The organism is Mycoplasmoides alvi ATCC 29626 (assembly GCF_000701785.1).
GTDB classification, from domain to species: Bacteria; Bacillota_I; Bacilli_A; order Mycoplasmatales; family Mycoplasmoidaceae; genus Mycoplasmoides; species Mycoplasmoides alvi.
This window is the reverse complement of the sequence record NZ_KL370824.1, coordinates 17,919-40,717: the sequence shown is the minus strand read 5'-3', so window position 1 is coordinate 40,717 and position 22,799 is coordinate 17,919. Positions and strand designations below refer to the sequence as shown.

Below are 22,799 nucleotides of genomic sequence, written 5' to 3'. Positions count from 1 at the left end.
AATTATTTTATTTTTTTTCATTATAAGAAATATCAAAAATGGAAATTAATTCCTCAAAAGAAATATTATTTAAAATGTTTTCTTCATCATCATTGATTAAGTTTTTAATTAAATCTTTTTTCTTTTCTTGAATTTCAACAATTCTTTGTTCAATAGAATCGTCAACAATAATACGATAAACATTAACATGTTTTTTTTGACCAATTCTATGAACCCTATCAGTCGCTTGATTTTGCATAGCAGTATTTCATCATAAATCATAATGAATAACAACTTCTGCACTAGTTAAATTTATGCCAACCCCTCCAGTTTTTAATGTTGATAAAAAAACAGGTGTTTTATCAACATTGAATTTTTCAACCATTGATATACGGTCTTTTTTGTTTGTTTTTCCAGATAAAACATAACACTTTATATTATTTTTGGATAATTCATCTTTTAAAATATCAATCATTCCCAAATATTGAGTAAAAATTAATACCTTTTTTTCACTAGCAACTGCATGGTTGATTAGATCTAAACAAGCATCTAATTTTGCATTTTTACCATCAAAATTCTTATTCTTAAGCGTTGGGCTGCAACAAATTTGTCGTAAATCATTTATCATTGTGAAAATATGAAATTTAATGGAATTTAAATTTTGTTTACTTTTGCTATTCTCAATTAAATTTATAATTTTGTTTTTAAAATTTAAATACCAATCATTATAGAAATTACGATGTTCAGGTTGTAAGTCAACAATAATATCTGTTTGGGTTTTTGGTGGCAATTCAGTTAAAACTTTATCTTTTGTTCGTCTTAAGCAAAAAATATTAACTTTTTGTTTAAGACGCTCCAATAAAACAGAATTATTTTCTCGAATAATTTTCTTTTCATAGTCATTACTAAAATCTGTTGCACTGCCAAGTAAACCAGGTAACACAAAATCAAAGATTGACCACAATTCCAAGATGTTATTAACTATTGGAGTTCCTGTTAAAGCTAAATTATGCTTAGAATTGATTTGTTTCACACAAGATTTTAAATCAGTATTATTGTTTTTGATATTTTGTGCCTCATCCAAAATAAAAAAACAATAAGATTTTGAATTATGAAATTTTATATCTTTTCTAAATGTTGCAAATGAAGTAATTTCAATTGCATTTTTGTTATTAATAATTAAATTTTCACGTTCTTTGGAAGAACCCTCAATTAATTGAACTTTTAAATCATTGGCAAATTTAATAAACTCTGATTTTCAATTATGAACTAATGAAGTTGGAACAACAATTAAGGATGGTTCATTAATTTTTTTAGATTTATACTCATCATAAAGCAAAGCAATTGTTTGAATCGTTTTGCCAAGACCCATGTCATCTGCTAAAACACCACCTAAGTTATAATGAAACAACAATTTCATTCACTTAAAACCATCAACTTGATATGGGCGTAAAATTTTTTTAAAAATATCAGGAACTTTAAAATCTTTAACTTTCTTACTAGTAAAATCAGAAATTAAATTGACTATCGATTTGTCTCCATATTTTTTAATCAATCCCTGATTTTGACTAAATGCAAAATATAAATCAAAAACTCTATACTTAGGAAAAACAAAAATTCCTGATTTTGGTGATGAGGCATTGTAATAATCAAATTTTGACCAAAATTCTAAAAACTTTTTATTGTCTTTAGAAGTTAAATCAATATAAAAATCATCATCAATATATATTTCGCAACCTTTATTGTAGTAAGATGAAATTTTTTTAATTTGATCAATTGAAAATTTTGAATAATCACATTCAATAATTAATTTATCATCTTTAATTGAGATCTTTTTAAAATTGAATTGAAACTTGTATTCATTTGTTAAATTATTTTCAATTTTATATTGAACAATTGGCGTTTGAACAAAAGAATCATAATTAGAAATAATTTGTTTAAATTCTTTCATTTTTAATGAAAAAATTTTTTTAAATTTAATATGTCAACTTTTAGATTCAAAATGAAAATGACACAATGAATTTATAATTGCTTTTTCATAAATTCATAAACGTTTTTTGTTTGTTTTGACATTATCATCTGTTGATAAAACATTAAAAGGTGGTTTTCCAGGGTAAAAATACCTAATTTGATGTTTAATTATATTATCATGCTTATCAAAATTTAAACTAATAACTGTTTTAGGAATGAATTCAAAAATATCTCTTATTTTATTGCTATCATCAATATATTTAAAATCCCTTATTCCTTGAACATAATAATGAAAATAAGATTCAGCTAAAGAATTTTCAACAAAACTAACAACCTCAAGATTTTGCTTATTTTTTCAAAAAATAATTGATGGATCAGATCAAATTAATTTTCCATCACTAGAAACACTTATTTCATTAACACTAGTTCATTTATTGGTTGATTGTTTCATCATCAAATTTACTTTATATTTATTGCGATCAATTTTGTTGTATAAAATGTATTTCTTTGATGAATCAACAATCATTCTAAAAAAATTAGATTCTTTTTCTAAAAAATTAGCTAAAGTTACATTTGAATTAATGTCAAATGACTGTTTTAACATCTTGATTAAACTTAAAATAACTTTTCGGTTGATTCAAAAAGTATCTAATGGTTTATTTCTTAATTCATAGTTACGATGATGTTTAAAATCTAATTGATTTTCAATTAAAAATTTAAAAATAAATAAATCTATTTTTTTGAAAAGATTAGCATCAATTTGATAAAAGGATGAATCAATTAACGAAAGTAATAAAACAGGGTTTTCGCTTTCTAAATTTTTAAAAATATCTTTATCACAAATTGGACTTAAAATTTTATTTTTATAACTTAATCTAATTCCAAACTGGTTAATTTTTTCGCCATTATTGTAGTTCGTATGTAAGTGTACAAAAGAAATAGTGCAAGAAGGCCAAGATAATTTTTCATAAATTTTATCAATATCACTAGGAGCGATACTTGTTGTATCATCTTCTTTAATTATTTTTTTATTTTTTCTTGAACGTATTTTTTTCTTTTTATTAAGATCATCAATAATAATTTCATGCGCACTTTGTTTTACAACTTTTGGTTGAATAAAAATTTTAATCAAAACTCCAACAACATGATAACAAGGTTTTTCTAGTGAACATGAACATTTATAAGAGGCAACTGTATTGCCCTTAACAGTTAAATCTATAAGATAATAAGAATTTTCAGTATCAAATACTTTACCTGTAAAATGGTTTGGATCATTAGGGTTAACTTTAACAGCTACACGATTACGATTAACAAGATTTTGACCTTTAATAAAAACTATTTCGTTTTTAGAAAATTCTTCAATACCACTTTTATTCATTACTATAAATTAAGTTAATTACCTTGAATACATTTAATCCCTCAATTATAACATATTAAAAGCTGTTTTAATTGTTATCTTTTAAAGATATTTAAATGAAAAATTAAAAATTTTTTATGAAAAATAATGCAAAGTTTTATGTTTTAAAATCAATGAATAACTAATTTCAATTAAATAAATTTATTTCTTTTTTATATAACGAACTATCCCAAATATTATTAATGATGTAATAATAATTGCAATTGGAACACTAATAGAAATAATTATTATTTGATCATTAGACATGGCAGATGCATTATTCACTTCGGGTGAATCAAAATTATTAGAACCATTATTATTATTATTGTTTTGATTAGAATTTGGAGAATCAGGAGCACTTGGAACATCAGGCTTTGGTGTTGATGGATTACTTGAATCAGGAATTGATGGGTCAACTGTAACATCATCTTTGACTTCATCAGCAAGTTTATAAACTAAACTGTTTTTATCACTTGACAATTGACATGAACCATTTTGAATACACTTATCATCAATTTTAAGTTTTGCTATTAAATTTGTTGGCAGATTTAAATTATTGTCAAATGATAAATTAGTTACTACTATTTGTTTATTTTCAGTAGTAGCTACAATCTTGCTATCATTTACAAAAGTATAATTAGTTCCATCTCAAATCTTTAATTTTTTAACTTCACCATTAGAACCTACTTTATAATCAACATATATGTCATTTGATAAACTATTTTTAATTCATTCCAACAAAATCATTCAATTTTGTGGAACTATTTGTAAATCATCTAAATAAACACATTCACCTAAAGCTGGAATATAATCATAATCTAAATTAAGACCAAAATCTTGTTTAGATTCTAAATACCAATTAGCACTTCATGACTCATTTGTTGAAGTCATGTCACTATATGCAGTTTTATAATCAATAGCTGCATGATTTATTTTTCTATAAAGGTCGCTATTATCATTCTTATTAAGAAATAACTCCATTCCCTTCATAGTTAAGTTATATAAATTTAAAATCATATTTACAAAATTTTCATTAAATTGAAAAGTTAATACACAAGAATTAGTGCCATTATCATAATAAGTTTTTGGAACAATATAATTTTTAATGTCTACACTACCAGATGTTTGTGCAAAATTAAGAATTTGTGTCTTTAATGCATAATTTTTTCATTCATCGCCCTGATCTATATATGGAATAATTGTATTTGCTGAAGTTATTTTCAAAATATTTTGTTTTACTGGTTCACTATTTTTAAAAAAATTTAAATTTTTAGTTTTAAGAGATAAATTATTGTAAGTTTGTATTTTTCCTGAGTCATCTACATGTATTTTGTTAAAAATTTGAAAAAGCTGATCTAAATAAATAATGTTATCATTTTCTAGTATATAAGGAGCTCAAGTTGCTATTTTTATAAAAAAAGCAATTCCATCTTTAAAATTATAATCATTTATATTTGGTGCTTTGTTAGAATCATAATTTGATTTAGAGTTTAGTGGTTCAGGCGAATAATAAGGAGTATACTCAACCGTAATTTTATTATTCGAATTTTGACTAAAGGTACGATTAATATATGTTGAATATCGATTGATTCCATGAGTATTTATGGAGTAATCTTCTTGAGTTATGTCCAAAAATTGAATTTTGCTATCTGGTGAAACAATATATTTTTTATCTCATGAATTAATTCATTGATTAAATGCTTTATCTAAATCATCCCTATATATACTATCAAAATTAGGCCCTAAATTTTTTGATGAGTTATCTTCATAATTTCTATTTTTATTAGTTTGATAACTTGATGCATTTTTAGATTCATAAACAACCTTTGTTCCTGTTTGAACAAATCAAAGATAAAGGTCCTGAGTTGGATTAATTTGTTTTTTTCTTTTAAATAATTCTAGAAAAATGTTAAAAATATTTGAATCAGATCAAATTCATTTTTTGCTATTTATTTCTTGCGAATCTTTTGATCAAAGTTTAAAAAGAATGGGATATCTTGGTAATAAATCAATTATTTCATCATCCGCTGTATTTGATTGGTCAGAATTATTTGCATTACTTGAATCAACAGGTTCATTATTTTCACTCATTATAATTGGAACTTGTTCGCCTAAACTAAAATAACCATCATTAGTTTTTGCTTCACTATTATTCATTTCATTGTATACTTCATTGGGTCAATATTCTTGTTCTTGTCAATCAATAAACATACCTGAATATTTTGCAATAGTTTGCTCAATAATTCATCTATTTACAAATTTCTCTGGATAATATTTATTGTTTTTATATGTTTGAAACATAGGGTAACAATAACCAAAAGTATCTACTGGTAATTCATTTGATATTCTTAATTTGGACAATTTATTAATAAGAGTATCTTTATATACATCTAACTCTTCACTAATTTTTGTTTCAGGATCTGTATCATAATCAAATAACAAATGATTGTTTACATCACCACAATCTATATAAACTTGATTTAAATTGCTATTATCAATATTTTTAAATATATCAGAAACGTTTTCAATTGGTTGTTGTACATCTTTACTTAAACTTTTGTTAAGTAAATTAGATTGTTTTGTAGATATACTTAAATCTGATAAACAAAATGATAAACCACTACCAATAAGAAGAATAGAACTTAAAAAAATAGGTAATGCAGATAATTTTACATTCAGTTTAATTTTAAATTTTTGTTTATTTACTTCTTTGGTTAACATAAAATTTTTCCTAAATATATTTAAGACTTAACGAAATTGAAAAGAATTATTTAAGTATTTAAAAAATAGAGTTTTAGATTAATGATAAAAGTAGACTAGGACATATACCATCCTAGTCTACCCTGTTATGTTTTTATTTCTTTTTCTTAAACATTTTTCTTAAGAGATAAGTTAATATGCTTATAAATGTGTAAATTATGATTCCAAAGACTGCTCCAAATCCTACTGGAATAAGATATCTAAACACATCTTGAATTGCAGTGGAGTAATTTGATAATGTTGTGTCATATCATGTACCTACACTTGGAAACATTGCTGTCAAAGCACCAGATGGATCAGGAGTTCCTAAAAGTTGTGAACCAGAATGTGCAAATCACTCATGAAAGTTATAATTGTTATTGCACCAGAATGAACCAAGAAAAATTATACACAAACCACCAGCAATAATAATAAACAATGCTAGCTTAAGAAGTTTTTTAAATAATCTAAGTAACCACATAATCTATCAAACCTCTCAAAACCTAAATATCTAAAGATGTTACCCAAAATATAAAGTCAAAATCAATGAGTTAAAACAAATTTGAGTATTCTAATATTCTAACATAGAAAAAAGTGATATCAATTATTAAAAATAAAAAAGGAAATTAACTTATAAGTTAAAAGTTGCTTAAATTTAATTTTCTCTATTAAAACATTATTTTTAAAAGCATTAAAAAATAAACAATAAAAGCAAAAATTAAAAATTATTTATGTCAAATAATTCATCCAAATAAGAAAACTAAAAAATAACCTATCAATCCAAATACAATTCCAAAACCAATTGGTATGATGTAAGATAAAAAATTTTGTAATGAATCGCTATCGCCAAAATTAGAATACATGTTGAGTGTATTAAAATACCAATTGCCAACATTATTGAACATTAAAGTTAAAACACCACTAGGTTGTGCTTTAGAAGCAAATCAATTTGATCAAGAATTTAAATCATAAATGTTTGGTAACCAAAAAGAACCAATGAATATAATACACAAGCAAGTTACAATTACCAAGAAAACAAGAAATTTAAAAAATTTAACCATACTTTTTTTCTCCTTGTCTCTAACATTACTAATTAAAAAAGTAAAATGATTTTTTTGTACAAACAAAAATTGCAATAATATTGCAAAATTTGTGTAAATGTAATTTTAATATAAAAAAATACATAAATAAATACTTTTCAGAGCAAAAATATTTATGACAAGAAGTTTGTGAAAAAAACAATAATTTAAACCAATGCATATATAAATAATATTTAATTCCAGAGTCAATTAAAAAATAAATATTAAATCTTTGTCCTTATTGACCAAAAAATCTGTTAACAGTGTCAAAGGTATATTGATAATTATAAAAGCAAAGAATTTTGCTGATCTTCTTTTTTTAAACTTTTATCTGTCATACTAATATTTAAATTCAAAAATAACTAAAATAACTTTCAACGGTTAATATTAAAAATTCATTTAAATTTAATCTTATTTTAAAAAAGGTATTAAGTGAAAATAACCATAACAAAAATTAAAATTTAAAATTAGTGAAAATTATAATAAAACAAATAAATTTTAAACAAGAAAATAATCCAAAACTTTATTAAAGATTTAACCAATCTTGATATCTTCTGGTGGGAGTGAATATAAATTTCCATTAGGACTTTTCTTTACCCAAGTTAATAATGTATTGGAAACTCCTAATTGACCAATAATCATTAATAAAATTGCAAAAATAAATGGAAATATTGTAATGTTATTTAATAATGATGTTACTCCTGTAGTTAAACCGACAGTACCAAATGCTGAAGCAAATTCATATATAATATCAATTAAATGTAAATATGTATCTGGAAAAACTGAATCTAAAATAATTTTTGTAATAATACAAAATAACAATAAAACAATCAATATCAAAACAAAAGATACAAATGAATCACTTACGGTTTGATTTGTTATTGATCTCTTAAATAATCTTACTTCTTTTCTGCCCCGTAATTTTGTTCAAATTGCAGTACAAATAATTGCAAAAGTTGTGGTTCTAATACCACCAGCAGTTGAACTAGGAGCTGCTCCGATAAACATTAATATTATTAATACACCTTTGGTTGCATCAGTGTACAAAAAATTACTAATAGTAGAAAAACCAGCACTTCTAGTTGACATTGTTTCAAACAATAATCCCCATGTCGCATTAAATGTTTGATTTTTACCATAAATAAGTTGATTGATGGTATTGTAAGAATTTAAATTATTTATTAATTGAATATTATTGTTATTTTTTTCATCTAACAAAAAGTTTGCAATGTTAAATGTTCCATTTTTACTAGTCATTTCAACACTAGTTACAAGAATACACCCAATAATTGAAATAATCAATGTAGTTATTAGTGAAACCTTTGTAAATAAACTAAATCTAAATTTCTGCTTAATTCCCATTATTTTTTTTCATCTAAATTTTTCATAAATATCAAAAACAACTGGATAACCAATTCCTCCAATAATAAATTCAGACATTGTTACAAATAATAAAACTGCATGGGTATCATTTCGATATAAACCAAGACTTGCAGAACCAAAAATATCAAAACCAGCATTATTCATTGCTGAAATTGAATGAAAAATACCAGCCCAGATAGAATTTGGACTATGATATAAGTATGATGGATAAATACTATTTACTGTTATAGAACTAGCAATAACACCCGGCAATGTTTGTGTACTATTATCCATAACATTACCAATAATTTGTTGTTCATATGCTTCTGAAAAATTAAAATATAATGAGTAAAAAATTGCATAAATTAATTCTGCAGAAAAAATAAATATAGTCGCAACAATAATAGTTTTACTTGTCCCTCCTAATTTGGAATTGCCTCTTTCAGCACGAAGAATAATTGATAAGGAAAAAGAATCTTGGGTTTCTTTTTTTGATTTAAAAAGTTTTCATATTAAGAAAAATAAAACAATAAATCCAATGCCACCAATTTGGATTAATAAGACTATAATTACTTCGCCAAAAACACTATAAGTACTTCTAATAACAGAAGTTGAAAGTCCAGTGTCACAAAAAGCAGAAACTGCAGTAAATAGTGAATCTAAAAATGTATAAGGTGCTGTTTCAACAACTTTATATGTTTTTAAAACCGGATCAAAAACTAAATAAAAATTGTCTCTTAGTAAGACTGAATTATTAACTAATTTATCTAAAAAAGATTTATCAATTATTCCATTATACAACGCACTATATTCACCAATAGTAAAATAGTCTTCATTAACAATTTTCATATAAGAATTGGGATAAGATGTTAATGAAATTGGTAAATAAAGTAAAATTGCTCCAAGAAAAATTAAATAAACATAAAAATGAACAATTTTTTGAGGAACAGTATCACCAATAAAAATTATTCGTAGAACTTTGAATAATTTTTCATGTCGTTTCTTGTATGCAGAAAAAGAAGATAACTTTAAGTAATCCATATTTATAGTACTTTGACTTGTTGTCTAATTGTAATATAATGATATATAAATTTAAATTATATTTAATTTAAGGTTTCACATGGCAAAAAGTGAATTTTGTGTTATTGGTTTAGGTAGATTTGGCATGCAAGTTGCAAAATCACTAGTAGCTAGTAATCATAATGTAATTTTGATAGATAATGATGAAGAAAAAGTTAACTTAGCTTCCAAAGAATTTGAATATGTATTTAAAGCTGATGCCACTGATTTAAATACTCTTGAAGAAATTAATTTAGCAGAAGTAAATACAATTATTGTTAGTGTCAGCAACATCGAATCATCAATTATGATTTCAGCTAATTTAAAAGAATTAAAAATTAAAAATATTGTAGCAAGAGCAAAAAATTTAATTCATAAAAGAGTTTTAAACACAATTGGTGTCAGAGAAGCAATCATCCCTGAAGAAGTTGTTGCAAATAATATCGCCTTAAAAGTAATTCATAAAACACAAGCAGACATTTTTTCACTAAACAAGTCAATTAGTATTGTAAAAACAAATGTATCAAATCCAAATTTATTTGAAAAAAAATTATCTGATATAAATATCAGGCTTTATGCTGGAGCAAATGTAATTTCTATCCAACGCCAAGATCAATTAATTTTTCCCGTAGATGCTGATACAATTTTAATGCAAGCAGATTCAATTTCAGTTGTGTGCAAATCTAATGAAATTGATGATTTTTTAAACTTTATCAACCCTTCAAAATAATTTTATAGATTAGTAATAACAAATTTATCTTTTATTAAGATAATTTTTTTATCAACATTAAAATACTTTTTAATGTTTTCGGATGTAATAATGTCAATTGGTTTTCCTATTAATGGAACACTTCCATTATAAAAAACAACAATTTGATCAGCTAAATTAGCAGCTATTTCAATATCATGTAAAACAATAATTATCGTTTTATTAAAATCATTTTTTAATTTCTTAATTAAAATTAACATATCTTCTTGAGATTGCAAATCAAGGTGATTTAATGGTTCATCTAAGACAATAATTGGTGTTTCTTGAACTAATGCATTTGCAATAATAACTTTTTGTAATTGCCCACCTGACAATTGATTTATTTTAAGTTCAAATAAAGCATCAATTTTTAATAGTTTAGATATTGTTTTAATAATTTCTTTATCATTCTTTGTTAAAAAACCCAAAAAATTTGTATGCGGTAATCTACCTATAGCAATAAAATCTCATACTGATAGTTCATGATATATGTTGTTAATTTGAGGTACATATGAAATCAATTTAGATAATTCTTTATATGAAATTTTATTTAAATCTTTATTTTTTATAAAAATATTTTCATTTTGCAAATGACAATTTTTAACTAATAAATTAATTAATGAACTTTTTCCAGCTCCATTATTACCAATAAAAGCACAAATGTTGTTTTGCAAAATACTAAATTTAATGTTTTGTAAATTAAAATGGGGATATATTCGCAAATTATTTATACTAAAAACTAAATCATTCATATTTGCAACTACCGATTAAGTCATAAGAAAAACATAAAAATTAAACAACTAATAAAACCAACTATTGTTGTTAATGAAAAAGATGAAACTAAATTAGCAATAATGATTTGAGCATATTGCGAAATAAACATAAGAATAATTGATATTAAAATTGAGCCTAAAACATTATATTTAAAATGAAAAAATAACTTATTAGAAATAAAAGATACACTAACACCAATAAATGCAATAATACCAAAAAATCCAAAAGCTATTGAAGATAAAATACTAACTAATAAAATTAAATTTAAATTAATTCATTTATTATTAATACCTAGGGTATTAGTTTTTTGAATCATAAATGTTTTGGCCATGAATTTAAGACGCAAGCAAAAAGTTCAAATAAAACAAAAAACTAATAAAATACTAGAAACATATAGATTACTAAAATCATCACTAACAACTAAATTTCCAAAAACTTTATTTTGATAATAAATAACACGATCCTTATAAGTATCTTGATCAACTACATTAGATGACAAGATAAAATAAGATAATGCTGTTACTAAAATGTTAAGTAAAATACCATAAATAAAAATATTTTTTGAACTTAAATCATTGCGTCATGAAATAAAATAAAAAATAACTCCTGATAAAATACTGATTGAAAGATAAATAAAACTAAAAATAAATGATTGCTCATAAATAAGAAAAAAATTGGTTGCAAATAAAATAAACAAAGCAACTACAATTTGTTGAAATGTATTGATACCCATAATTGAAATATCTGCTAATTTATTCTTAGTAAATAATTGAAACAAATAGTTGCTTAAACCAATTGCTGATGAACCAATTGTTAGTTTTAAAGCTAATTGAATTCTTGAATTTCAAATAAAATTGGCATTAGGTCCATATGGAATATCTAATGATAATGTAGAAGGATTAAAAAATAAAAAAATAGTGAATAATAATAAAAAAATAAATAAAAAGCATATTGATAAAAAACATTGTTTTTTATTTATTGATTTAAATTTTAAATAATTATTAATGTGCATTAATTCTTTTCTCCAAAAACATCAAAATAGTAAATGGCAACATAAAAATAATCATTACTACATCAATGTTTGCATGTAAAAAACAATTAGTTATATATGAAATTACAGTAATGATAATGCTTAATAATGTACTTGGTAATAATGAGAAACGAAAATCATAATTTTTAATTAAATATTTTTTAGTTAAAAATGGAATAGCAAATCCAAGTAAAGTAAAAGGGGCATATGCAATAAAACCACCAATACACATTAAACTAATAGACACTAAGCTTAACATGTTTAATAAAGATAAATTTATAGATAAAGATGTTGCTTTAAAATATGCATTCTCATACATATAAATTTTTTTAGAAATAGAAACTAAAATAAATAAACCTACAATAAAAAAAGTTGCACCATAAAAAAGTTTTTCATTCGTTAATGTAACAGTTGAAATAATCATTCATCCAAAAATATTTGTTTGCTGAATTTGGGTTAAAAAATTTAAAATTGCTATTATTGATGTAATTAAAATAGAAATAGATAAACCATAAAAAATAATTGCATTTTGATTTAATTTATACTTACTTTTTGAAATAAAATAAATTGGCAAAATATTTATAAAAAAAATAATAGCAAAAGCCAATAAACCAACTTCTCATATTTTTAAATTTGAAATTAAATTGCTTATTAAATAACTCAAAGTCATAACTGGAACAAGACCTAATGTAAATGGCGATGCTAAAATATTTCTCGTGCTTGATTGAGCTAATTCACCAGAGGAATTAAATGCAATTGCTGCAATTATCGAAGCAATAACTCCAATTCCTATTGTTAAATATGACATCTTGTTGGTTGTAATACTTGCTAAAAAAACAATAGAACCATTACTTGAAATTGAAAATGCTAACAATACAACCGCAATTGTAATAAAAAATAAAATGATACAAATTGATATATATTTAAGATTTCTTTTTTTTAAAAACATTTTAACATTAGCCTAAAATTATTTAAAGATTAAAGTTTTTAAATTTGTTCTTTCAAAAATTATTTGGTCATTAATTGATTTAGAAACATCAAAACCTAATATTTTTTCAGACAAAATATTTATTGCATTTTCAATTCCCAATAAGTTATAAGGGGCTAAACTAAAATTTTGATCAACTATAATAATTTTAGATGAATTAAGATTTGATGATTGCTTCAAAATTGGTTTAAATGTATTTATAATAGTGTCTTTCATTAATTCTAAATTAACACTAGAATCTAAGACAACAACAACATAATCACTTGAATTTTTAAAAGCCTCTTGAACACCTAAGGCATTATAACTACCAACATTCGGCATTCATCCAATTGCATTATAACCTCCATCATTAAAAATCTTTAGTTTGTAGTCAGTTACTGATGGTAATGCTGGCAAGAAACCTAAGTCATCAAATAATCATCCAGGATAATCTGTACTAGGTCCGTACTCAGAAAAATTATTTACATCAGCCACAAAATTAGGACCATAATTTTTTCCTCAAAAACTAATAGTTGGATGTTTTTTTAAAAAGGAAAATTTATTTTTAAAAATATTTATTTTGTTTTCGTATTGTTTAAAAACTAAATTAATTTTTGAATCAATTAAAGCAGAAGTTTGAATATCATTAAAAATTGAACTTAGTTTATAACCTAGATAATTTAATTTATCTTTAAAATTTCAAGTTTTTGCAATAGATTCTGCATTTTTATCCACTTTGTTATCAAATAAAGTGCTTGAATAAGGATTATAAAAATTTTTATCTTCAATAAAATATTTGAATCCATAATTAGATAAATTTTCTGGTTTTTGATATTTAAAACCATAAAGTAAATCAGGCTGTCGATTTAATCAAAATTCAGCATTAGATTGTGATGGTTGTTTTCCAAATTCAGTATTAATATTTAATGAACTAATGTATGATGGAATATTTGTTTGTGAATTGTACAAAGATTGACATGTTGGCTTAAAACCTAAAGCAACTAAATTGCCTGTTAATGTACTGTCTAGCGTTATCGAAGCATACTGATCTACAATATTAATTTGATTACATGAAACTAAAAAAGCACTTAATGGTAACAACATTGTAAAAAAACATAAAGTTATTAAAATAATTTTTTGTTTGATCTTCATAATTTAAACTCATTAATTTAATTAAAAATCAATTGAAGGAATAAAAAAACCCTTAAATAAATTTTTTTAAGGGTCAAAACAATTAATCATAAAAATCTAAAATAAATGCTTTAGATGTGACCCAGCATCATAAGGTATTCGGACTTATTGCTTAATTGCAAAACACCGTAGCTGGCACTGTCCCGGATTTACACCGGAGTTCCCCTAAATTGATTCTTTTGGAATTATAACAAATTTAATTTGCATTATTTGCAACAATTCATTGAATATCCTCATCATTTTCACAAGATTCAACAAAACGATCAAATCGTTCCTTTTCATCCTTGTTTAATTCAACTTCAACTAATGGTTCTAATTTAAGTTCACTATAAATAATCTCAAATCTTAAAGAAATTAATTTATTTTTAGCACTAAAATAAGAACCTGGTGTTACAACAATTTCAAATCCATCTGCATCACTTTCTAAATCGATAACATTTTCATCTAATAACACCTCAAATAATTGTTCATCAGAATAATCATTTTTGTTTACTAAAATAATTCCCCTATGTTCAAAATTAATTTTTACACTATTAGGTTTAGCTAAATTACCATGCAACTTACTAATATAACCATTAAGATTACTAATAACTCGATTTGTATTATCAGTTAATGCATGAACAATAATCCCTAAACCAGAAGGTCCATAAATTTCATATTCAACTTCAATTAGCTGAGTATTGTCTTTGTTTGCTCCATTAATATTTTTATTAATTGAATCACGAGATAAATTAGCTTGTAATGCTCGATCAATTGCAGCTTTTAATCTTGGATTAGCTTCAGGATTTGGTCCTCCAACTTTTGCTGCTGCTTTAATTTCTTTTGCTAGTTTTTGTCATAAGCGAGCATTATCTTGTTGTTTTTTGTTAGTTTGACTAGCAATTAAATGTTTACGTGGCATTTATATAACTTCATCCTTTGCGATACTAAACAGTTGTAAAAACTTTTGTTAAAACATTTTCAATCTTTTTAAAATCATGACGAACTAAATTAGTTGTAGACGAATCATCGATTAAATCTACCAACCATAATTTCCCTCTAAAATAAGGATTGTTTTCATCTAAATAAACTGGAAAAGAATTTTCTTTTTCATAATAACCTAAAATTTTAGAATTAATTTGACGATTATTAGCAATGATAACTTGAATTTGAATTTTATTATTTAATGTATTTTCATTCATATTCAAATGTTTTTCAATGGCAATAACATGTTCATATAGAGACATATTTTGGGTTTCGCCATATTGTGTCATTACATTACCAATATAAATTAATTTCACTTTTTTATTATCTAAAATTGCTTCACGAACTCCTGGGGCAATTAAATTAGGAATAATTGATGTATACAATGAACCTGTAGAAATAACAATGTAATCAGCTTTTTTAATTTGTTTTAAAACATCAGGATTAGTTTTAATTTTTTTAGTATTTAAATACCTTATGGAATCAATAATTTTATTACCATTAGGAATTTTGTGCTCTCCAATAATTTTAGTTCCATCTGTATAAACAGCTTGTAAGCGAACTTTTGGATAATCAGTAAGTGGATAAATTGATCCTTTGATTTTCAAAACTTTACTTAAAGTTTCAATTCCTTTATAAAAATCATTATTAATATTAATTAATGATGAAATAATAATGTTACCTAATGATTGATTATGAAATACTGATTTTTTAATATTTTTATTATGAAATCGATATTCCATTAAGTCTTTTAAAATATCTTCAGTTGAAGATAATGCAATTAAAATTTGACGCAAATCACCAACAGCTGGAATATTAAATTCCCTTCGCATTAATGCTGTTGATCCCCCATCATCAGCAACAGTAACAATTGCTGAAATATTAATGTTAGGAATGTTTTTCATACCTCTCAAAATACTACTCATTCCTGAGCCACCACCAAGAACAACAACCTCTTTCATCAAAAATTCCTTTAAATCAAATTTTCTATAAGCACTTTTAAACAATCATTTGATAATTTTATTAAAATTTTTTTATAAATTAAAAAATAAAAAAGTATGTTTTATGTCTAATTACAACAAAGTAGAAATCTTAAAAATAACAACAGTTTGAATGTTTTTTATTGGTTTATTAAGTTTTATAATCACTTCAATTTTAGCAATAGGTCATGCGCCATATAGTGCAATTCTTGCATTATTTATTGTTGGTTGAATTTTTTTAATTCCATCTAGTGTTATTTGAATTAGTTTTTGATTTAAAAAAATTAATAAAAAGATTATTAATAAATAATTAAATAAAAATTAATCTAACTCAAATTCACCACCAGAACCTTTTTTAAATTGAGAATGGTATAAATTAGAATAAAATCCATTTAGTTTTAACAACTCATCATGAGATCCTTGTTCAATAATTTCACCATTATTAACTACCAAGATTTTATTAGCATTTTTAATTGTTGATAATCGATGTGCAATTACAAAAGAAGTTTTTCCTAACATTAAGTTATTTAATGCTTTTTGTATTTGAACTTCAGTTCTAGTATCAACTGATGAAGTCGCTTCATCTAACAACAAAATTGGTGTTTTTCTAATTACTGCACGAGCAATTGCTAATAATTGTTTTTGACCTTGAGAAAAATTTCGACCATTTGATTCAACTACACTATCATAACCATCTTTTAATTGCATAATAAAATCATGGGCATTTGCAACTTTAGCTGCCTCAATAATTTCATCATCAGAAGCTTTTAAATTACCATAACGAATATTTTCTTTTATTGTGCTAGTAAAAAGATAAGTATCTTGTAACACAATTGATATTTGGTCGCGCCAACTAGTTTCTTTAACATCTGAAATTTCTTTTTCATCAATTGTAATAAAACCATCATTGTATCTATAAAACTTAGTTAACAAATTAATAATAGTCGTTTTTCCAGCACCTGTTGGTCCAACAATTGCAATAACTTCACCAGATTTAGCTTTAATATTCGCATTTTTTAAATTTAAAGCTTTAGATGTATAACCAAAATTAACATTCTTAAATTCTACATTTCCTTTAATATCGCTCAATTCAATTGCATTGTCTTTATCTTGAGGTGGAACTAAATCTAAAATAGTAAAAGCCCGTTGTGCTCCTGCAATTCCTGCTTGTACTAAATTTAAAACAGATAGCAATTGCATAATTGGACTAGTAAATGATCTAAGTAAAGAAATAAATGACATTACAAAAGCAATTGATCCATGTCCAAGAGTTCCAAAACCATATGATGGAATATTATTGTTCATAAACACAGCTGCAATAATTACAAATAATAAAAAGATTAAATTACTTGCAAATCCAAATCATGGAAAAATAAATACAGCTAATGTTTGTGCTTTTACTGCACTTGGAACAATTGCTTCATTATATACATCAAATTTTTGGTTTACTTCATTTTGACGGTTTAATAAAGCAACAACTTTGTGTCCAGACAACATTTCTTCCATATAACCATTTAAATCACCAATGCGATCTTGTTGTTTAATAAAGTATGGTTGTGCTTTAGATGTAAATCAAATTCCAATAACTAACATTATAACTAGCATTGTTACTGAAATCAAAGTTAATGTTGGGCTCATTGCCATCAAAATCACAAAAATAAAAAAAACTGTAAACACACCTTGAATAATTTGTGATGCTGATTGAATTAGTGCCTGACTAACATTATCAATATCATTAGTTAAACGACTCATAAGATCACCACTAGGGTGAGTGTCAAAATATGAAATTGGCATTTTTTGTAATCGACAATATGTCTCTCAACGTAATCGAGAACATGCATTTTGACTAATTTTAACCATAATAATATTTTGCAAATAAGTCAATACTGATATTGCTAAATACATTAAAAATAAAATAAGAATCAGAAGAAGGGGACTTAAATTTTTAAGTGCAACCATAAAACTATCATCATTTGGGGTTGATGTGGTTATAAATATTGCTTGTACAATATACCCTAATGCAAATGATGAAAAGGCTAAAATTGCAGATGAAAAAATAGCAAAAAGCAAACTTATAGTTCAAACAGATGCCTTAGCATCCATTTCCTTTAAAAGACGCAAAATAGTTTTAAAAGATGACATTTTAGTCGGAGTTGTTAATTTACGAACACTTCTTTTATGCATTTTCTAACTCCTCAGGACTTAATTGTGATTCTGCAATTTGTTTGTAAACTTCACAATTACTCAACAAATCTTTGTGTTTTCCTTGACCTACAATTTTACCTTTATCTAAAACAAGAATCTTATCACAATCTTTAATTGATAAAACTTTTTGAGCTATTATTAATGTTGTAGTTCCTTTTAGCTTAGTACGAATATTGTTACGTAAAGTTTGATCTGTAATTGTATCTAAAGCACTTGTAGAATCATCTAAAATAATAATTTTTGGTTTTCTTAGAATAGTTCTAGCAATAGAAAGTCGTTGTTTTTGACCACCAGAAAGATTTTTTCCACGTTGTTCAACCCGATGATTAACATTATCATCAAAATTGTTAATAAATGTTTTTGCACAAGCAATATCTATTGCCTCATCAATTTCTTGATCAGTTGCATTTTCATTACCAAATAGTAAATTTGTTTTAATAGTTCCTGCAAACAAAATATTTTCTTGCAAAACATATCCTACTGAATTACGTAATTTAACAGTATCTAATTCTTTAACATTTTTTTTACCAACAATTACATTACCTGTTGATGGTTCATAAATCCGAGTTATTAGATTTACTAAACTAGTCTTTCCAGATCCAGTAGAACCAATAATTCCAATGGTTTCTCCAGAATTAATTTGAAAGCTAATATTGTTTAAAATATTTTCTGAAGCAGAATGATATTTAAAATTTACATCATCAAAAACAATCGAACCATCTTGAATATCAACTCCATTAGAAACAAATTGAATATCAGGTTTTTCATTCAAAATTTCATTAATTCTAAATGTTGAAGCTCTTGATCTAATATAATTAACCAAAACCATCATTGAAATAGTGATACCCATTACAATATATCCTTGATATTGTAAGAATGCTTGCAACGATGTAATACTGTTGTAGTCATTTGTATTAATAACATTAGGCATATATTTACCAATTAATAAAACAATTAATGTTGCTAAATTAGCAATAAAAATTACAATTGGTTGAATTCCTGAAATTATTTTAAAAGCTTTGATACTATAAAAATTTCAACGTTTATTAACTTCATCATATTTTACACGTTGATTACTTTCTAAGTTATAAGATTTAATAACTCTAATACCAAGAATGCTTTCACGTGATTGGGTGTTTAAATCATCTACAATTTTTTGATTAATTTTAAATAATGGTCCAGCTTTTGCACTAGCAAAACCAATAGCTAAAAAAAGCAAAGGTAATCAAATAACTAAAGAAATAGATAAACTAGTGCTTGTAAGTAATGAAAAAATTAATCCCCCAACAAACAAAAATGGACCTCTAAACATAACTCTAATAGTCATAAAAGCCATTGTTTGAACTAAATTTATATCATTTGTTAATCTAGTAAGTAAACTAGATGTTCCAAATTTATCTAAATTTGATGATGATAAATGTTGAATTTTACGAAATAAATTTGAACGAATAATAGTTGCAATATTAACAGCAGATTTAGATGCCAAATATGTTCCCAATAAACCGACAAATAAACCTATGAAAGAAACTACACCCATCGAAACTCCCAAAACAATTACAGCATTATTTCAATCAGTAAAGTTTAGTGTTCAATATAAAAATGGTACATTCTTTCATGGTGGGTTTGACATTGGGTCTCCGCCATAAGCTATAAGAGGAACCATTGCTGCTAATAAAGCAGGAACAAACAAGTCAGCAATTACACCAATAAATGTAGAAAAACTGGCTGCAATAGTTATAAATCAATATTTACGATCTTGAAATTTTAGTAACCGTCACATAATCTATCAAACTCATTCTACCTAATTTATTTACTAGCACTTAAAATTAAGAAATAACCTAACTAAGCATTATAAACTTTTTTTAAACTAATTTAAAAAATATTAACATATTTTTGAAATAATAAAAATAAATTTATTTAATTTAAATTTTGAAAAAAATTAAAACTTTGATTTAAGTCATTTTGAATTGCTTTTTTTAGTAAATCTAATGATGAAAATTTCACATTAGTTCTTAAAAACTTATAAAAAATAATTTTAATTATTTGTCCATATAAATTACCATGGAAATTGATAATATGTGTTTCGATAAAGCTATTTTGTTTTAAAAGTGTTTTACTTTTACCCACAAATGTAACACCCAAATATGTTTTATTACCAATAACAATCTTAGTAGCATATGAACCTTCAGAAAGTGAAATTAAATTAGGTTCTATAGGAATATTAGCTGTTGGGAAACCTAATTTTTTACCATGACCATATCCGCTAACTACCTTACCAGTGCGATAATATGGTTCAAGCAACAGTTTATTTAATTCACTAAAATTATTTTCACCTACTAATTTTTTAATTTTACTAGTTGAAATACTTGATCGATCAACAATAGTAATATCATTAATAAAAGATTTTAAAAAAATAACATTTTTTTGATCAGATCCAAATAGATAATCACTACCAACAATAATTTTTTTAAATGGAATAAAATTAGATAACAATTTTTTACAAAACTCTTCTGCGGTCATGTTATTTTTTGCAATATCCATGCAAAAAATTTGTTTTGCACCTTGAATTCTTAATTGATTTTTACGCTCTTCAAATGAATATAAAAAATTATTTTTTTTGTTAGGAATGTTTTGAAAAGTTAAGACATTAAATGGATTATTAAAAGTTTGATCAATTAATAACTTATGTCCAATATGCAAACCATCAAAAAAACCTAAAATTAAATCAAGTGGATTTTTCATATTTTTTTAACTTTTTAAAAAATAACAAATTTTGAATTTTTTAATTGATAGTTGCCACATTTAGTTCTAACAATTTTTTTTACAGTTGCCAAAGTATTTAATGACGAAGCTAAATCATTTGCGAATTGACGAACATAAAATCCTTTTGAAACATCAATTAAAAAAGAAAGAATTGGAAGTTCAAATTTAATAATTTTGAAACTAAATAATTTGACCAAACGGGGGTTTAAATTAAAATCAATATTTTTTCTAGCAAGTTTGTATGCCCGTATTCCATTAACTTTAATAGCTGAAAATTTTGGTGGAGTTTGTAAATATTCTAGATTAACAAAAGACTCAAGCTTGCTTTTAATAATGCTTAAAGATTTTGGAAAGTTTAATGATTCAGAAATAATTTCACCAGTAATATCATCAGTTTTAGTTTTTATACCAAAAATAATTTCTACATAGTATTGCTTGTTTAAGTTAGATAAACTATGCAAAGATTTTGTTGAATCATTAACACCTACCAATAAAACGCCACTAGCTAAAGGGTCTAATGTACCTGCAAATCCTGCTTTTTTATAATTAAATTTAGCTTTTAAAATATTAAGAAATTCAGCAGAACTTAATCCTGATGGTTTATAAAAATTTAAAATTTCACTACTAAAATCATCTATTTTGTTATTAATGGGCATTGGCAAAACTTATGGCAAGATTTTAAAAATTAAAAAACTGGTGAATCAATGCCTGCATATGCAGCAATTAAAATACAAGAAGAAACAATCAACAAGGCTAATCCAATGATCATGCTAAACCAAATCATCAAATGCGTTCATTTGGATTTATGAATTTGAGTAATCCCGAAAAAAAAGGCAACTAACATGTAAACATATGGCACACCAATTAAAGCAATAGTAAAAATAGAAATAATTCGCATTGCATTATTTAATGAACTATTAAGAACAACTGCGGGATTTTTAGCAGGATCATTAAGAGTTGTAAAAAATTCCATAAAACCTAAAAGAAGGGCAAAAAAAATTAAAAGTAGGCCACTAACTAGACCAATAATCATTCATTCTTTTTTTAATCTTTTTTTATCATTTAAATTTATTGATATAAATCTATTAAATTGACTTAATTTTAATGATTTTTTTGATTTATTTTTTTTGCTTTTTGATTCCAATTTAAAATTGTTATTATCATTTTCATTAATATCGATAATTTTAATTCCTAACTTTTGTTCAACCTTATTATCTTTCTCATTAATATTGTTTTCCATTTATTTGTCATCCTTATTTTTTATTTCAGATAATATCCGATCAATTTTTATAGCCTCATCAATTGATTTATCAACTTCAAAAACTAAATGAGGAACTTTACGAATTTGTAAATTTTGACTTAAAGCAGTTTTAAATACTCCTGATGCCCTTACAAAAGCTGATTTTATTATATTAATTTTAGTGCGATCTAAGCAATCTAAAAAAATTTTTGCAACTCCTAAATCAGGGCTTAGCTTTACATAGGTAACTACTCCTTGTTTAACATTTTCATTTTCAATTGTTGTTAAAATGGTTTTACTGATAATTGCAGCAATTTGATTTTCAAGCCGTTCTTTTTTGTGATGTGACATAA

19 protein-coding genes and 1 riboswitch are annotated in these 22,799 nt (G+C 24.6%); of the genes, 2 read left to right on the top strand and 17 right to left on the bottom strand.

The window, feature by feature from the left end; translation table 4 throughout:
* Window positions 1–7: 7 nt before the first annotated feature.
* The 5 genes from T383_RS03765 to T383_RS0102295 all read right to left on the bottom strand — a co-directional run bounded on the left by T383_RS03765 (window position 8) and on the right by T383_RS0102295 (window position 9,567).
* A complete protein-coding gene (locus T383_RS03765; protein ID WP_052664027.1) occupies window positions 8–3,328 on the bottom strand; it encodes a DEAD/DEAH box helicase in 3,321 nt (1,106 codons plus the stop codon).
* A gap of 180 nt (window positions 3,329–3,508) precedes the next feature.
* Complete coding sequence (locus tag T383_RS0102310; RefSeq protein ID WP_033160074.1) at window positions 3,509–6,067, bottom strand: hypothetical protein; 2,559 nt, start codon at window positions 6,065–6,067, stop codon at window positions 3,509–3,511.
* Window positions 6,068–6,200: 133 nt separating this feature from the next.
* Window positions 6,201–6,566, bottom strand: coding sequence for an MPN385 family protein (locus T383_RS0102305; protein ID WP_033160073.1), 366 nt, complete (start codon window positions 6,564–6,566; stop codon window positions 6,201–6,203).
* A gap of 244 nt (window positions 6,567–6,810) precedes the next feature.
* Window positions 6,811–7,146, bottom strand: a complete 336-nt coding sequence (locus T383_RS03760; protein ID WP_052664026.1) for an MPN385 family protein — start codon at window positions 7,144–7,146, stop codon at window positions 6,811–6,813.
* Between the two features lie 552 nt (window positions 7,147–7,698).
* A complete protein-coding gene (locus tag T383_RS0102295) occupies window positions 7,699–9,567 on the bottom strand; it encodes a potassium transporter TrkG (RefSeq protein ID WP_052664025.1) in 1,869 nt (622 codons plus the stop codon).
* A 79-nt stretch (window positions 9,568–9,646) separates the two neighbouring features.
* Between T383_RS0102295 and T383_RS0102290 the strand changes: the two genes are divergently transcribed.
* Window positions 9,647–10,315 (top strand): potassium channel family protein, encoded by a 669-nt coding sequence (locus tag T383_RS0102290; RefSeq protein WP_033160072.1) that lies wholly within the window; start codon window positions 9,647–9,649, stop codon window positions 10,313–10,315.
* Window positions 10,316–10,317: 2 nt separating this feature from the next.
* Here the strand turns inward: T383_RS0102290 and T383_RS0102285 are convergent, their stop codons facing one another.
* The 6 genes from T383_RS0102285 to T383_RS0102260 all read right to left on the bottom strand — a co-directional run bounded on the left by T383_RS0102285 (window position 10,318) and on the right by T383_RS0102260 (window position 16,220).
* Complete coding sequence (locus T383_RS0102285; RefSeq protein WP_033160071.1) at window positions 10,318–11,085, bottom strand: ABC transporter ATP-binding protein; 768 nt, start codon at window positions 11,083–11,085, stop codon at window positions 10,318–10,320.
* A gap of 8 nt (window positions 11,086–11,093) precedes the next feature.
* On the bottom strand, window positions 11,094–12,119 hold the full coding sequence (locus tag T383_RS0102280; protein ID WP_033160070.1) for an iron chelate uptake ABC transporter family permease subunit: 1,026 nt from the start codon (window positions 12,117–12,119) through the stop codon (window positions 11,094–11,096).
* Window positions 12,109–13,086 (bottom strand): iron chelate uptake ABC transporter family permease subunit, encoded by a 978-nt coding sequence (locus T383_RS0102275; RefSeq protein ID WP_033160069.1) that lies wholly within the window; start codon window positions 13,084–13,086, stop codon window positions 12,109–12,111. Before T383_RS0102275 ends, T383_RS0102280 begins: the two co-directional genes overlap by 11 nt.
* Before the next feature lie 18 nt (window positions 13,087–13,104).
* Window positions 13,105–14,256 (bottom strand): hypothetical protein, encoded by a 1,152-nt coding sequence (locus T383_RS0102270; RefSeq protein ID WP_033160068.1) that lies wholly within the window; start codon window positions 14,254–14,256, stop codon window positions 13,105–13,107.
* A gap of 124 nt (window positions 14,257–14,380) precedes the next feature.
* Window positions 14,381–14,472, bottom strand: a riboswitch (adenosylcobalamin-variant (AdoCbl-variant) riboswitch).
* 19 nt (window positions 14,473–14,491) lie between these two features.
* Window positions 14,492–15,196 (bottom strand): YebC/PmpR family DNA-binding transcriptional regulator, encoded by a 705-nt coding sequence (locus T383_RS0102265; RefSeq protein WP_033160067.1) that lies wholly within the window; start codon window positions 15,194–15,196, stop codon window positions 14,492–14,494.
* Window positions 15,197–15,221: 25 nt separating this feature from the next.
* Window positions 15,222–16,220, bottom strand: a complete 999-nt coding sequence (locus T383_RS0102260) for a gluconeogenesis factor YvcK family protein (protein WP_033160066.1) — start codon at window positions 16,218–16,220, stop codon at window positions 15,222–15,224.
* A gap of 103 nt (window positions 16,221–16,323) precedes the next feature.
* Here T383_RS0102260 and T383_RS0102255 point away from each other — a divergent pair, with 103 nt between their 5' ends.
* Window positions 16,324–16,548, top strand: coding sequence for a hypothetical protein (locus T383_RS0102255; protein ID WP_033160065.1), 225 nt, complete (start codon window positions 16,324–16,326; stop codon window positions 16,546–16,548).
* A gap of 11 nt (window positions 16,549–16,559) precedes the next feature.
* On the opposite strand, the gene T383_RS0102250 is transcribed toward T383_RS0102255, so the two are convergent.
* From T383_RS0102250 to rbfA, 6 genes are all read right to left on the bottom strand, one after another.
* The gene (locus T383_RS0102250; RefSeq protein ID WP_052664024.1) at window positions 16,560–18,422 is read right to left on the bottom strand and encodes an ABC transporter ATP-binding protein; all 1,863 of its coding nucleotides are present in this window, start codon (window positions 18,420–18,422) and stop codon (window positions 16,560–16,562) included.
* Window positions 18,415–20,223, bottom strand: coding sequence for an ABC transporter ATP-binding protein (locus T383_RS0102245; protein ID WP_052664023.1), 1,809 nt, complete (start codon window positions 20,221–20,223; stop codon window positions 18,415–18,417). The genes T383_RS0102250 and T383_RS0102245 overlap by 8 nt, the downstream gene beginning before the upstream one ends.
* Window positions 20,224–20,360: 137 nt before the next feature.
* Complete coding sequence (gene ribF / locus T383_RS03645) at window positions 20,361–21,185, bottom strand: riboflavin biosynthesis protein RibF (protein ID WP_052664022.1); 825 nt, start codon at window positions 21,183–21,185, stop codon at window positions 20,361–20,363.
* Window positions 21,186–21,199: 14 nt separating this feature from the next.
* A complete protein-coding gene (gene truB, locus T383_RS0102235; RefSeq protein ID WP_033160064.1) occupies window positions 21,200–21,862 on the bottom strand; it encodes a tRNA pseudouridine(55) synthase TruB in 663 nt (220 codons plus the stop codon).
* Window positions 21,863–21,891: 29 nt separating this feature from the next.
* Window positions 21,892–22,446 carry an MPN157 family protein gene (locus T383_RS0102230; RefSeq protein ID WP_033160063.1) on the bottom strand — a complete coding sequence of 185 codons (555 nt, stop codon included), beginning with the start codon at window positions 22,444–22,446 and terminating at the stop codon, window positions 21,892–21,894.
* Window positions 22,447–22,797: a 30S ribosome-binding factor RbfA gene (gene rbfA / locus T383_RS0102225; RefSeq protein WP_033160062.1), complete on the bottom strand. Its 351-nt coding sequence runs from the start codon at window positions 22,795–22,797 to the stop codon at window positions 22,447–22,449.
* Window positions 22,798–22,799: the final 2 nt, after the last annotated feature.